General features: G+C 40.1%; 14 protein-coding genes. 9 read left to right on the top strand and 5 right to left on the bottom strand.

The window, feature by feature from the left end:
• Positions 1 to 61: 61 nt before the first annotated feature.
• From ABD960_RS03075 to ABD960_RS03065, 3 genes are read left to right on the top strand one after another with little or no spacing between them, the layout of a single operon-like run.
• Positions 62 to 490, top strand: coding sequence for a LexA family protein (locus ABD960_RS03075; RefSeq protein WP_345329417.1), 429 nt, complete (start codon positions 62 to 64; stop codon positions 488 to 490).
• Complete coding sequence (locus ABD960_RS03070) at positions 474 to 1,718, top strand: Y-family DNA polymerase (RefSeq protein ID WP_345329415.1); 1,245 nt, start codon at positions 474 to 476, stop codon at positions 1,716 to 1,718. The genes ABD960_RS03075 and ABD960_RS03070 overlap by 17 nt, the downstream gene beginning before the upstream one ends.
• A gap of 39 nt (positions 1,719 to 1,757) precedes the next feature.
• Positions 1,758 to 2,438, top strand: coding sequence for an SOS response-associated peptidase (locus ABD960_RS03065; protein ID WP_345329414.1), 681 nt, complete (start codon positions 1,758 to 1,760; stop codon positions 2,436 to 2,438).
• Positions 2,439 to 2,474: 36 nt separating this feature from the next.
• Here ABD960_RS03065 and ABD960_RS03060 read toward each other — a convergent pair whose 3' ends face one another.
• The 5 genes from ABD960_RS03060 to ABD960_RS03040 form a co-directional block, all read right to left on the bottom strand.
• Positions 2,475 to 3,674 (bottom strand): dioxygenase family protein, encoded by a 1,200-nt coding sequence (locus tag ABD960_RS03060; protein ID WP_345329413.1) that lies wholly within the window; start codon positions 3,672 to 3,674, stop codon positions 2,475 to 2,477.
• Positions 3,675 to 3,743: 69 nt separating this feature from the next.
• The gene (locus ABD960_RS03055) at positions 3,744 to 4,589 is read right to left on the bottom strand and encodes a LytR/AlgR family response regulator transcription factor (protein WP_345330076.1); all 846 of its coding nucleotides are present in this window, start codon (positions 4,587 to 4,589) and stop codon (positions 3,744 to 3,746) included.
• Positions 4,590 to 4,741: 152 nt separating this feature from the next.
• Positions 4,742 to 6,112: a phosphorylase family protein gene (locus tag ABD960_RS03050; RefSeq protein ID WP_345329412.1), complete on the bottom strand. Its 1,371-nt coding sequence runs from the start codon at positions 6,110 to 6,112 to the stop codon at positions 4,742 to 4,744.
• A gap of 1 nt (position 6,113) precedes the next feature.
• Positions 6,114 to 10,805 (bottom strand): hypothetical protein, encoded by a 4,692-nt coding sequence (locus ABD960_RS03045; protein WP_345329411.1) that lies wholly within the window; start codon positions 10,803 to 10,805, stop codon positions 6,114 to 6,116.
• A 215-nt stretch (positions 10,806 to 11,020) separates the two neighbouring features.
• Entirely contained in the window at positions 11,021 to 11,239 is a 219-nt protein-coding gene (locus ABD960_RS03040; RefSeq protein ID WP_345329410.1) for a hypothetical protein, read from the bottom strand.
• A 210-nt stretch (positions 11,240 to 11,449) separates the two neighbouring features.
• On the opposite strand from ABD960_RS03040, the gene ABD960_RS03035 reads away from it, so the two are divergent.
• Genes ABD960_RS03035 through ABD960_RS03010 form a run of 6 tightly spaced genes read left to right on the top strand, consistent with a single transcriptional unit; the run spans position 11,450 to position 14,443 of the window.
• Entirely contained in the window at positions 11,450 to 11,827 is a 378-nt protein-coding gene (locus ABD960_RS03035) for a single-stranded DNA-binding protein (protein WP_345329408.1), read from the top strand.
• A gap of 53 nt (positions 11,828 to 11,880) precedes the next feature.
• Positions 11,881 to 12,921: a DUF932 domain-containing protein gene (locus ABD960_RS03030; protein ID WP_345329407.1), complete on the top strand. Its 1,041-nt coding sequence runs from the start codon at positions 11,881 to 11,883 to the stop codon at positions 12,919 to 12,921.
• Between the two features lie 54 nt (positions 12,922 to 12,975).
• A complete protein-coding gene (locus ABD960_RS03025; protein ID WP_345329406.1) occupies positions 12,976 to 13,353 on the top strand; it encodes a hypothetical protein in 378 nt (125 codons plus the stop codon).
• 10 nt (positions 13,354 to 13,363) lie between these two features.
• Positions 13,364 to 13,567: a hypothetical protein gene (locus tag ABD960_RS03020; protein WP_345329405.1), complete on the top strand. Its 204-nt coding sequence runs from the start codon at positions 13,364 to 13,366 to the stop codon at positions 13,565 to 13,567.
• A 3-nt stretch (positions 13,568 to 13,570) separates the two neighbouring features.
• Positions 13,571 to 14,203, top strand: a complete 633-nt coding sequence (locus ABD960_RS03015) for a PRTRC system protein E (protein ID WP_345329404.1) — start codon at positions 13,571 to 13,573, stop codon at positions 14,201 to 14,203.
• A 21-nt stretch (positions 14,204 to 14,224) separates the two neighbouring features.
• Positions 14,225 to 14,443, top strand: coding sequence for a PRTRC system protein C (locus ABD960_RS03010; protein ID WP_345329403.1), 219 nt, complete (start codon positions 14,225 to 14,227; stop codon positions 14,441 to 14,443).
• Positions 14,444 to 14,446 lie beyond the last annotated feature (3 nt).

Genomic DNA, 14,446 nt, shown 5'->3' with positions numbered 1-14,446 from the left:
GTAACCAGTTGTTGCAATTGCTAATATTTTTAGTATAATTTTGTACTTCTAATGTGACCCCATGATCAGGAAGTATCAGCAAAGAGCAGAACAAGATGTTTCAGGATTTAAATCACCGGCAGATGATTACCTGGAAGGGCGGTTGAATATCGTGGACCGGCTGGTGATCGATCCGGAATGCACCTTTTATTTCCAGATGGACAGCAATTCCATGAAAACTTATGGCTTGCGTTCCGGTGATCTGCTGATCATTGACAGGTCGATGAAAGCGGTAAAAGGCGCTATTGTCGTCGCCTATGTTAACGGTGCTTTTCATTGCCGCTCTTATGAAACAGAAAACGGCCGCCCTTTCCTTAAAGGCGATACAGACCGCATCGAAACCACGGACGGTGAGGTTTTACAGATCTGGGGAGTAGTGACCGCAATATGCCGCAATACATTGCCATCACAATTAAGAAAAGGAGACTACGAACGTGTTTGCACTTTGTGACTGCAATAACTTTTATGCTTCTGCCGAACGCCTCTTTGATCCGGCATTGAATGGCAAACCTGTCGTTGTGCTGAGTAACAACGATGGCTGCGTGATCGCACGCAGTGAGGAAGCCAAACAATGCGGTATTAAAATGGGTGATCCTGAGTTTCTGATCCGGGACATTTTAAAAAAGCATCATGTAAATATTTTTTCCAGCAACTATGTGCTGTACGGCGACATCTCCGAACGGGTAATGAAAAACCTGGCCCGCTGGTTCCCTCGTTTGGATGTGTATAGTATTGATGAGGCTTTCGGGTGGTTAGGCGGTGTACAGGATTTACAGACATTAATCCCTAAAATCAGGGCATCCGTTGTGATGAACACCGGCATACCCGTTTCTATCGGCGTGGCACCCACCAAGACACTGGCGAAGCTGGCTAATAAAATAGCAAAAAAGTCAGGCGGCACAATGATACTCGATACCCCGGAGGCCATTACAAAAGCGGTGGCCACATTCCCTGTGGAAGATCTGTGGGGCGTTGGCAGGCAGTATTATAAAAAGCTGGAAAGCCTGGGCATTGAAACGGTTGGACAACTAAGGGAGCTTCCTGAAATGTGGTTCAAGCAGCACATGACCATCCAGGGGCAGCGTATGTGGAACGAACTGTGGGGACGGGCGGCTATACCTTTTGACAACATGCCCGAAACAACCAAATGTATTAGCGTCAGCCGGTCATTCAGGAATTATATTGAAGACCCGACTGTACTTTGTGAGGCAGTTACATTGTATGCCAGTCGCGCCGCTGAAAAATTGCGACGCGCAGGGCTGCGCTGTCTTTACCTGCAGGTATTTCTTTACACGAATGAACACCGGGAAGACCACCCTCAGCATTATCCCTCTCATACACACAAGCTCGCTATTGCGAGCAACAATACCCATGACATTGTTAAAATCGCCAACACGGTAGCCAGGGCATTATTTATGCATGGAATGAAATACCGCAAAGCCGGTGTGGTGGCTACAGGACTGGTGCATGAGCAGGAATTGCAGTTACACTTGTTTAAGCCGCACGATGGCGGCAAACTTGATTTGCTGTCTGAAGCAATTGATCGGGTTAACCTTGCCTACGGACGGGGCACACTGCGAATGGCCAGCGAAGGATACGTCAAAAGCTGGCGTCTCAAGCACGAGTTTTTAAGCAAGGGATATACGACCAGGTGGCACGAAATCATAAAAGCGGTATAATCCCGATGGTGCGGATTTACGTATATAATGGAGAAAGTTATGTGTGGAAGGACATTAGTAAGCGAAAGCAAAGAGCTGGCAAAGAAAGCTGGAGTAGAAGAAGGTGGCACAGCGCAGGAAAAAGACAACAACCGTCCGCCGGGAAGTGAAATGCCCGTTATCCTTGATGCCAGACCAGGTAAACTACACTATGTGCGTTGGGGCCTTATTCCCAATAATGCTACAGAAAAGCCAAAGTACAGCACCACCTACGCCAAAGTGGAAACCATGCAGTCGTTACCGACTTACCGTAACCTTGTTGGCAAAAGGCATTGCGTTTTTGTTATAGAAGGTTTTTACGAGTGGTATCGCAGCGGCGAAAACAAAAAGCCCTTTTTCTTTCAGCGTAAGGACAAAGGGCTGATCTATTGCGCGGGTCTTTGGGACACATGGAAAGACCCGGCAACAGGTATCGTTATCCCATCCTGTACCATGCTCATGCAGCCCGCCAATGATTTCATGTTAGCTATTCATGACCGCATGCCGTGCATCTTAACACAAGCGGAAGCCAGTACCTGGTTAGATAAAAGTTTAAACGTTATTGACCGCTTGAAAGTGCTCAAAGCAGTTCCCAATGACCTGCTGGAAGGCTGGCCGGTTGATCAAAAGATGAATAATTTCCGGGTTAAAGACGATAACAACAATTCTCCATGTGGGCCGGATCTAACGCTTTTTGATTAAATCAGGTATGAAATTTTACTTCCACAAGTTGGCATCTCAGTTGTATTTTGGCTCCGGCAGATCAAAATAATCACCGCGCGTTCTGTCCAGGCTTTCTGAGATAATTTTAAAGTTCTCAGCAACTGGTTTCAGGTCTGTGTATTTATCAACAATATTCCTGTTCCTGTAAATGATGAACGTATTGCTGGCACCTTGATCGATTTTATTGAGCCAGACTTCGCTATCTCTATCGGCAAAAGAAGGTACGAAGGTAAGCGCTGTATTTTGGATATGCAGGGCTTGTCCTAAACGCTCCAGCTGCTTTTCCCGTACTCCTTTGTCATAGTCCTTTTCATTACCGTAAACAAAATATACTTTCAGGTATTTTTGCCGTTCGATACTTTGCTGCTCCAAAAAGACTAACCAGTTTTTCATAGCATTCCAGTCCGGGTTATTACCCACAAAATAAATGATGCCCTGGTAACGCCCGTACTTGCACACCGGGCATGTCCTTGTTCCCTTGTCCGGACCATAAGCGTGAAATGGTGTAAAGGATGGCTGATCCTCACCAACAGGTAAGCCTGATCGAATTGCCGTGCTTTGTCTTCGTGGATAGTTCGGAATGTTCAGGCCGAGAATGATATTATGTTCTGCAACCTGCAGGCTATCTTTCAGCAAGACCCTGACAACACCACTTCCTCCACGGTTTTCCTGCGGATGTTTTTTAAAATGCGGAATCAGGAATTTGTCATCATCAAAATTAATCTCATCAGGGTAATACTCATTAGCGATACCAGGTTCTTTGATGGATAAGTGGATATGCGCAGGCATTGTCTGGTTAGGATATGGTGCAGGGCGAATGGTCCGGACAGTATATTTTCCGTTTGCATCGGTTTTTACCCAACCTCGGATATGGCCGTGCCGTTTTGCTTGTTCATTCATTCCTGCTTTAGATGAGTAATAGCCGTTGTTGTCTGTTTGCCAATAGTAAATAATTACATTGGGTGCTGGTGTTCTGCCGTCTGTCCGGAAAACAGTCCCGGTCACCACCAGCTTTTGACCTTTCTCATTCCAGCCAGGGCTGGTACTGCTTGCACTGATTTGTTTTGGCATGCCGATATACATTAATTCACAACCATCGCAGCCACCACCTACAATTCCTGTTGTTGCATGGGCATTCTTAGTGTTCTGACCGTGACAGCTTGAAAGCAGCAAGTAAAAAATTAATAGTCCTTTACAGAAGAAAAACTTTTTCATCGTCCATCGTTTCCTGCAAAGGTGACTCAACAATGCACTGATTTTCAAATCAGATGCTGTGAAGTGAGGTTATTTCGTTATAAGGCGATGACTATTCTCAAAACTGCTTTTAAAAGTCGCTGCATAATTGCGGCTGACTCTTAGCATTGTACCATCAATGAGTGTTAAATCATAATCTCCGTTCAGCCGGGAATGGTAGCCAACTACCTTTTCAATGTTGACAATATACGTTTTATGGATTCGTATAAATTGATTGTTGTCGAGGCGTGATTGCAACGATTTCAACGTTGCTGAATGCAGGTACTTTTTAGATAGCTGGTGAATATTGACATAAGGTGAGTTAGCAGAGAAGTATAATATATCCTGTATAACAATAACTGTCTTCCTGTTATTTCCGTCTGATACAACCAAAGCCGTTTCAAAGCTTTCTTTCTCTTGCTCTGCATTTTCGCTATTCAATTCAGCCGATTGATTCACAATACCGGCTCTGGAAATTTTTAAGAGTAATAATGACAGCCCGTATGCAAGTAAGGTCTTGATAGAATAATCCGTTAATCCATAGTGCAAGGTTTGCCTGTATGAAAAGGTATGCTCATAAAAGCTTCCTGATAGTAGCCAAACAAGGACAGGATAACAAACCAGATGAACAATCGTGGCTAAAAGGATAAATATTAATGCGCTAAATGGCTTTTGGAGCTGTTCTGCCAGTCTCCACTGAATATTCAATAAAGGCAGAAACAGTAACCAATAACTACTGAAAAGTGCAGATTCGGACAGGTAGAATGAACTGTTTCTGAATTGTGCATAGAGGAAGTCAATACCGATGGTTGCTAAAGAAAGCAGCAAAAGAACAGTCAGGCTGATCACATTCCTTTTTCGGTCATTTTGAAAAGTTACCCCTGCCTGTTGTGTCATCACCCTATTTATGTTGCTATGTTTTATTTAAAGATCACTCTTTACAAATATAAGCAATAGATATTCTGTTTATTACAAGTGCCGTTGCCTGCGGCCTGCGCCGTTTGAGTTGATTAAATTACTCAAAACATAATACATTTATTTTAGTCCATTTATAATATACTAAGTGTAAGAAGATGGTTTAAAAACGAGGCGCTTGTAAATGCAGCAAATTGTTTATAGTTAATATTACCAACATTGTCGGCCTTGTTGAATGTGTGATCCATAACAGATTTGAAAATTAAAAATTTGGTCTTTCCTTCATTTGCGTACTCACATGCTCGTGCAACGCCATATGATTCCATCTCAACTGCTGAGGTATGGCGGTGAACGTTTTTTATAACATCTTCAAAATATCCCTCTTTATTAATGACCATCGTACTGCACGCCATTCCACCGAATGAAATGTCTGGTTGAGGTATGTCTTTGAAAAAACCGGTCGATTCGACGTCCGCTGCAACTAATTTTTTTATATCTTTTAAATGGGGCGTGATTTCATCTTCAAGGCCAGTGTTGATATTAATCATACTATCGTGCTCAATTGCAAACTTCTCGATGGATATCGTAATTTGGTTGCCTTCCGCATCGAACAAATGTTCATAGTCAATGCTATTGTTTGTTCTATCAAATAGTTCAAGGGGGATTTGCTTTCCCGTGGAATCTTTAGAATATATACCTGAGATTTTTCCTTTTTGAAACGTGAAGATATTCTTGGCAATTACTATATCACCAAATTTTTTGTCTGTTGCCCCACCACAGACACCAGACATAATTAATAGTTTTGGCCTAAAATACTCAATCAGCAAGGTCGCTACGATAGATGAATCAACCATACCTGTAGCGTTAGGTATTGCTGCAACAACCTTTTGCTTTGTTGTTTTATGCGTGCCGATATAAAAAGTTTTTTTGGCCGTTTTAATTTTATCTGCCGCTGGAAAGTCGAAAAACTTTTTTAGTTGCTCAAATTCGTCGTTATATAATGCAGTTATGATCGCTAAATCGACTTGTGGATAATCAGTGATTTTTTGCGAGGTCACTGACTGCTGAGATTCGACCGGCAAATTCTTCGCACTTAACAGGTAATGTTTTGTAAAGGCAGGATTAATGCCTTCTTTTAGGTTTGACTGAATTTCATGATATTTCAAAATTTCTGAGGTCACCAGCTTTGCGTCAACCATCTGATGTTTGATCTCATCGGCATTCCCTTCAGAAATATACATAATATTAAGAGAGGGGTAGTATTCTTTTATTCCTGACACGGCAAATGATTTTATCCCTGATATTTGATCGGTAGCAAATACATGTACTGCTAAGGCCACGTATTCTTTATCTTCAAGCGCATCAAATTTTTTCTGAAAATCAGCAAAGTCTTCAATTTGGATCACCTGCTTAAAAATCACTCCTTCAGCACCTATATATTTCTTTGATTTATTGAAATTTTCTTTAGTGTCATATACAAACAAGTTTATTAACGATGTATCCATTTTATGCTACTTTAAATACTAATTTTTGAATAAAGTTATCATTGGATTTTTTTGAACTGTATTGAAACTCAAATGGGAGAAATGCCCCCATAAGCCGAATGCATTTGACGCCCTCTCCGTTACTCTTTACGTATTCGGCCGGCGAAACTTTATTAGTTATTGTTAGCACAAAATCTTCAGCTTTTTCAAATCTACTCTCAACCATCACTGTTTGCGACAGATCAGAATGGTTTTTTAAGTTTGTAGCTAATTCATTTATTAATAATTGCTCGGCATAATATTCTGGAATAGTCATTTGCAGGTTGCTGTTGATCGGTGTATCGGTGACCTTGATTTTCGATGATACAATACTCAACTTATCAATCAAACCCTCCCAAAAAGTTTTAAGATTGTAAATTGGTGAAACAATCAGTTTTTTAAAAGCAGATTGATCCGTGAAATACCCACTTTGGATGATTTTAATATTTTTCTCAACAATAGACAGCTTTTCACTGTCTTTAAATTTTTCGCTTAAGGACATGATTACACCGTCGGCAACACCGACCAGCGCTCTCAAAGATGTTTCACCAGTCTCAGCTTTGTTCATCAGGTCGAAATAAGGGTACGGTACCAGAAATCCGTTAAAAGTTCGGGCGAATGCTAAAATAGGATTGATATATTCCAATAACGCAAACCATGAACTGAAAACTTCTTCCATATAGACGGCATCAAAGGCACCCTTTTTTCCAAGCTGGACAATAATAGCCCGGATACCGGCGAGCAAGGCAGAAACGTTGTGATTAAACGACTTTTTACTATCATGAGTTCCTGCGTCATCATTAAATTGGTAATTCATTCTAAGTTTCATCAACTGCGGAAGATACTCCTCCCTTGAGGGCAGGGTATACAGGAAATTATAATATTTCTTCAACGATTTTTTAGAAGGTCCTGACACTCTCTGGAGCTGCCGTCCAATCAATTCCTTGAGTAGATTATCATATTTTTTTTCTTCAAAATCTTGCACCTTCAACGGAATATATGCCAGAAGCTTATAAAGCATATAGTTCAGGGCTGATTCAGGTTCGGTAAAGGCGATCAGTTTACTGAAATTATTCTCTTTATTTAATTCTTCAAATAATTGCTCATCTTTAAATACAATAAAAAAGAGGTGTACAATATCCTTTTTATCCCATTCATAAGTCAATAGACGATAGATTCTCCTGTCTGAGAATATAAGTACCCGCACAAACTCTTTAACCTGTTCTACTATATCCGGAAGGCCGCTTAACTTGTCAAATAGGTACGGTTCATAAATAAAGGTTCCGCATAAAAGTTCGATCTCCCTATATCTGTTTTGGCTCAATACCTTGTTTTCATATTTCTTAAAAAAGAAATTAAAAAACTGGAAGCTTTCTTTATATAGGCGGTAACTGGTAACCTTTCCAAGTTCCTCTCTGATCTTTAGGAGATCTTTTTTTGGTGTTATTGAGAGTTCGGACATTTCGGGAAGGGTCACACCTCCTGAAGCAGCACCCGTTATTAAAGATAACTTACTTGTTTTGAGCCTGTTTTTAGGAAGGTATTTATAGTCGCTGAAGTTCTCCCATTGCTTAGGTCGTATTTCTGACAGAACATTGCTTGCTATATTTTTAATATACTGTGGGGTATTTGTTAAATGAATCACCTCATTCAGCCAATGAGTTTCACGAATGTTCGGATTATCATCAAAGTAATAAGTTGGGATATGCCAATGGGTAGCAAAGTATATTGTTAAGGGAATGGTCATGCCGTCTTTCACTTTTACCTGCGTTAGCCTCGAAAGAAATTCCCTCTTGTGATCTTGCAGCCGCCCAATCACACATAAAACAATAATTTCCTTTGCATCATAAAACGCAATTTCATCTACCATTTGTATAAGAGAATCCCCGGTGCATGAGCCATCATCGAGAATAAGACAAACGTTCCGGTCAATTTTGGAACTTAAAAAATTACTGCTGTGTGGGAATCTCCAACCTTCCGTTGTTCCGATTCGCTCCACCACTATGTCTTCGATGTTATAATTCTTTAAGGCCATTTTTATTTTATCCAGGTTCACTGTTTCAACTCCTGATTTCCTCGGATAAAAAAGCTTTATCGGTGTGTTATATAAATAGTCTTTATTAAGCCTGGCAAAAACTTCTTCAAAATGGTAATGATCCATACGTTGAAAGATGCCTGTAGTATTGAAAAAGTATGGATGTATAACATTGTTATACTTAAGATATCCCACAGAGATGTCTTTAGGTGAAACCCAGTCCAGGAAACGATTATCAACTATTATCTCCTGCGTCTGCTGGTTATACCTAACGTTTGAATCAAACAAAATTGAATTATCATACCTGGTTTGATCTATACTTAAAGTAATCGGAACATTAGTATGAATGTTCGTCCTGATGATTTCACGTTTTTGTAATTCGATTGAAACATCATCCTTTAGAAATCTTTCAATCTCAAACTTTGTGATAGAAGTAATTGAAGGCAATGCGTTTCCCTTGATTGAAGAACCACTGAATCCTGGATTTATAGTATCAACAAGTACTGCAACACCTGCAAGTCTTGTGCCCAGTGAACTTAGTTTTTTATTTAAACGTACCGTCAAATAGCCGGTAGCTATAACATCACAAATTAAGATATATTGAAAATCAGTATCATTAAAAATCTCCCAAGTGCCCTCAGTTTCAAAAGAATGATAACTATCAAAAATGATAAAATTCTCTGTTGCAATCAGGCGCTGTTCTTCTAATGACTTTAAGATCTTCTGACTTTTTGTTGTTACTCCGATAAACTTGCATTTTGATATATCAAAACATAGCCTCAAATTATTAAATAGCATGCGGGCGCAGATGCCACAGTCCGTTTTATCATTAAGTAAATTTGTTAACTCGACATATTTGTATTGATAATAATTCCCATTACACAGAAATATTGATTTGTCATCGCATTCGCTTAAGCAATTGTGTTTCAGAATCAGTCGGTTGATCTGATCAGCACACAGCTTATTCCTCTGCTCAAGGAAAAAGTTGTCTATCAAGGCGCCATCAGGAAAATAACTTTTTAGGTTACCATAGGCATCAAACTCGTTTAGATGCCCCACAATATTGTGTGGCTCTTTAAAGTCGCTCTTGGCCAACGAAAACTCCTCAAATAATAAATCATTTAGTTTCTCCTGATCCGAAATGTTAAACACACCCAGCCATTTAATGCTTGGCGCTTTTTTTTCATAATCATAATTTATGATTGGTAGCGGATGAATTTTGAAATCTTTAATCTCGCTACTCAAATTCAATAGCTCATTTTCAATTTCCTGTACCAGTGCGTCGTCATCAAGCCCGAAAATTATTACGTTATTATTATAGTTAATATCATAATCTGCGGTTAAATAAAACATTACTTTTTTTAGCAACCTTTTATCGATAAAATTACTTCCCTCACAATTTAGAAAATGTCGCGTAGGTTGTGTTGCTTTCAGTACTTGCCTTAGATTTTTGAATAGCTTATTATAGATGTTATGCTTTGGTTCGCCGTATACGTCCACTATTTTATTAATATTCAGGTAACGGGTTTGCACACCCGCAATTTTGAAAAAGTTGATTTCCGGCTTAATGACAGCTTTATTGAATCTTGAAGTATCTTCCAAAGCTGGAATATAAATGCTGATTAGTGTTCCAGGAAAATTGTAATCTTGGTCTTCCGAAAAAGCAGTTCCTTCTACAGGGTGTGTAAGGTCTGAATAATCATAAATTATCCTCGCCTCATTGCTCCGGACAATCATCAGTCCTCTATATCGTTTGACGATACTTATAGCATCAAAAAGTCCACGTGGAATAAAATTTTCCTGATCAAACTTAGGATTAATTGGATGCCTGGATGATGTATGGCCGAATGCAAATCGCAATATATCATCTGGTGTGCTCTCTGGTTTTAGGTTAACGGCTTTAAATTGTTCGCTTAATGTATGGACAATACCTTCCCCAAAATCTAAAAATGAAAATTGTATATATGGAAAGTTCTTGTAAACAGCCCGAGTACTATCATAATAAAAGTTTTTGCTTTCAGGCAATAGCTCCTCCTCGAAATTTCGCTTTTTAATTTGTTGAACATTAGTAATAGTAGTAATTTTCTCATCAAGTTTAGTCTGAATCGAAATGCTCATAAACGCAAGGTTCGGCAATCCTTTGAAGGATGATTTTGAAGAATGGTCGAGAAAATTTAAAAACAATTCTTCAGTTATAATGCCGCTCAAAGCCTTACTTGCAAAAGGATGATAACAATGTTGCTCTTTAAGCAATAATACTATTGCAGCGTTCAAATCATAAATTGGCTCAACAATAGTACCTATATCATTTTGAGTATAGTTAGTTACATAGTCAAGCTGCATAAAAGGTGTTACACCAAAACGATTAAATATCTCTGAAGCAATAGGATTATAGTTAATTTGTTTTTTGAAACGCTGTATTGTATTACCGTCGATATCGAATCGTTTCGGCAAATCAGTCATTGGAACCAATTGATATATTTTCCATACTTCCCATATTTGGATTAGCTGTCTTTTTGAACGTGCATTTATATCATTAGTAGAAATACCTTTTTTTAAAAATTGCACTCGAAAGTTTATCCCACCAAGAGTAAATAGCTTTACGATAGCAGAAAATACAAGTAACTCCTGGCTTGCCATATATTCAATTTCCGTGAGATCAAATAAATATTCGTCTTTGGAATTCGATCTATAGGCGTTGTATAGGGTGGTGATGAACTGATCTATATCTTTTTCAGCAAATTTTATCTTGAATTCAAATTTCATTTGTGTTTAGGTCTTTATAATATGGCAGTTAAAACACTCAGGCCGAATAAAGCTACTTTTTATTTTCAATTTATAATAAGGTTTGTTATTTAATATAGCGCATCGCCGTTTAAGGGCTCTCTTGTGCCGTTGCCTGCGGCCCACGCTTTACGCTGCAAGTCCTCGCTTCGCTGCGGGCTATCCGCTGCAATCGCTAACGGGTCCCGCGTTAGCTGTATTCTATCTCCATTGAATGTCTTTAATTGATAAGTGTCCTTTTCCCATCGAAAACGGATAAAAAGGGCAGCGAAGTTTGTATTCCCTCTCATCGGCAGCCAAAAGACTACGGCATAATGACGCCGCTCGTTCCTCACTGCGCCACCCTGCGGGACTTATTCCGTTTCCTTTTGGCAGCCGCCGGGAATACACTTCCTGTGCTTTCTTTTTTTCCGTTTTTTCTTTTGGGAAAAAGTTTTTTAAGAGCAGGCGGAGGAAAGGATAAGTAAACAACAAATTATTTATTCATAAAAAGGAAGTGTATGAACATCACCACAACAGCGAGAGTAACGGCCAATGCAGTTACCCGCACCACGAAAACAGACAAAAAGGTTGTCAACTTCAACGTAGCGGTAAACGACCCGTACAAGGTAAAGGCAACAGGAGAAGTAAAGCAGAACACCCAATTTATCCGGTGTGCGTATTGGATTACGGACAAGGTAGCCCCGTACCTGACTAAAGGCACAGTAGTAGAGCTTACGGGCGCAATCGGTACGGAAGCCTACACCAATAAGCAAGGCGACCCACAGGCAGCGTTAACCCTGAATGTTCGCAATATCAAATTCCACAGCGCAAAACCCGCCATTGCAGCACCTGCCGAGGGAGTAGACGTTCCGGCAGACGATGACCTACCGTTCTAACAGACCACAGAAAAACAGGATTAACAGTAAAACACAATTAAAATCAAATTATCATGGCACACAATATCAATTTCAACAGCATTACAGGACAGCACAGCTTTTTCAGCGTACAGGAGCAGGCATGGCATGGGTTAGGCCAAATTGTTAAGGATTATCCGACCAGTGCGGAAGCGATACAGTTTGCAGGTTTGGACTACTCCGTTATTAAGGCACCTAACACCCACGCACTACCGGACGGCAGCAGCATCATATCTGATAACAGCTTCTTTACTTACCGCGATGACAACCATGCCATATTGGGCGATAAGTTGGGCAAGGACTACGCCGTTGTGCAAAACACTGAAGCATTCGCATTTTTCGACGCTATTGTAGGTGGACAGGAAGGGATGTTATACGAGACTGCAGGAGCATTAGGCAAAGGTGAAACCATTTTTATTACCGCCAAATTACCGGGTTATATCAAAGTTGGTAACAACGACCTCATAGAAAAGTATATCTTTTTAACCACCTCACACGATGGAAGCGGAAGTATTACCGCAGCGTTTACACCTATTCGCATTGTATGCGCCAATACTTTATCAGCTGCTATGCGAAATAAACAGAACGCTATTCGCATCAAACATACTGCAAGCGCAGGTGAAAAGTTAAAAGAAGCCCACAAAATGATGGGCATTACCAACCGCCTTTCCGATGAACTGGAACAAGCCTTTAACCAATGGTCAAAGGTTCGCATCACAGATAAGGAAGTACACCGCCTTATTCAGATGGTTTTCGCACCCAACAAAGAAACATTGGATATTATCAAAGATGGCAGGGAGCAGGATTTATCCAGCCGCTTTACCAACATGGTTAATAATGCCTTCCAATATGCGCTGTACAATGAAACGCAGCAGTTAGATACCACCAAAGGAACTGTGTTTGGTGCTTACAATGCCATCACAGGGTATTACCAGAATGTGAAAGATTACGCAAATGCGGAAGCCAAAATGGAAAACCTGTTCTATGGTGGACAGGCGCAGCGCAAAACGCAGGTAGCGTTTGACCTGTGCGAAGCATTCGCCAAGTATGGAGCCGATGCACTGACCCTTAATTAAGTCAATAGCAGGGGCATTACTGCCCCTGCATTTATCACCTCTAAAATGAATGTTATGCAAACTTTAGAAAATCTCGATAATCATGCTAAAGCAAAACTTTTTCACCAGCTTTTTAAAAATGAGATTCCAAACATAATTCAATATGTAGAAAATATCGCCGACTCACTTTCCGAAGATCAGGCAAAATACCGTGAAGCGTGGAAAGGTTCCTTTTTCACTTTTGATAGCTGGTTAAACATTGCGCAGGAAATCAAAAAGTCCATCGAAAAACACCGCGAAGAATTGTACCGCAACAGCACCGCATTTGCTGACAACCTATTTGATTTCTATAATGGTGCCTTTATGATACAGTACATGAATCATTACATAACAACCCGTAAAGAACCTAACATAAAACTGGTACAGGCTATACAGCTATTTTTTGATAACTGAAGTTTACGGCATGGATAAGCTAATCATTAAAGATATGGATGGTAAAAACATTAAGGTAACAGACCTGAATGCAGCCATCCGGCAGGCAGACAGGTTCAAATATTTCAATCATGTAAATCCAAGCCCTGCCGCAAAAATTTGGGACAGAGCAAGACAGGCATACTGGAATGACCTGTATGAAAAATTAAAAGCATTAGAAAACATAAAACATTAGATTATGAACACCAACTTTTTTTCACAGATAGCGGGCATCAATTTTTCCGGTGACCTGCAACTAACCATCAGTAAAGGCGCAGGTGAAAATCTGATTGTTTCCATGTTGCCGATAAATGAACATTGTAGCGACAACGCCAAATTTCAGATAATACCTTTTAATTATCGGGGAACAGCTACCGATTTGGATAGTGAATTTTTTGACAAAGTAGCTAAACCTATTGAAGCAGCCTCCGGCCTCATCGACAACATGGAAGCATTTATGAAACAACTGGAGGAAGCCAAAAAACAATCGGCAATAGAAAGGGATAAAGCCGATAAAGAAAAGAGGGCTAAAGACGAAAAAGAAAAGAAGTATAAAGAAGCCATGCAAAAAGTGGACGAACTGGAAAAGGAAGGTAAATACAAAGACGCATGGATGAAAGTCCCTGACACTGCACTTTTCCCCGAAAATGCGGAAGCTATACAAAAACGTAAATCTTCCTTATCTCAAAAATTTGCGCCCGACCTTTTCGGCAGTGTATCAGTACCCGAAGAAAAAGTAACGACACAGGCGCCGGACAATACGCCTGCCGAAGATCATGACGGGACTGACTACCAAGAGGAAGAAGATTGGAACGAAGAAGAACAAGAATGATAAACCTTAAAAATTATTACAATGTTATTAGCCACACAATTAGAGCGCGTATTCGTGCTGAAAGACAAAGGTCAGGAAGTCCGTTTAACCGACCCTGAGCCAAAATGGAGTGTTGATTCAGTGATGAACTTTTACGCAAATACATACCCCATCCTAACCACATCAAAGGTATCTGCACCAGTTATTAAGGATGATACGGTACAATATGTATTTGAAAGTGCGATGGGTACAAAGGGATAACTA

The sequence above is a fragment of the Mucilaginibacter defluvii genome (genome assembly GCF_039543225.1).
Classification (GTDB): domain Bacteria; phylum Bacteroidota; class Bacteroidia; order Sphingobacteriales; family Sphingobacteriaceae; genus Mucilaginibacter; species Mucilaginibacter defluvii.
The sequence above is the reverse complement of the archived record's forward strand: the minus strand, read 5'-3'. Positions and strand labels throughout refer to the sequence as shown.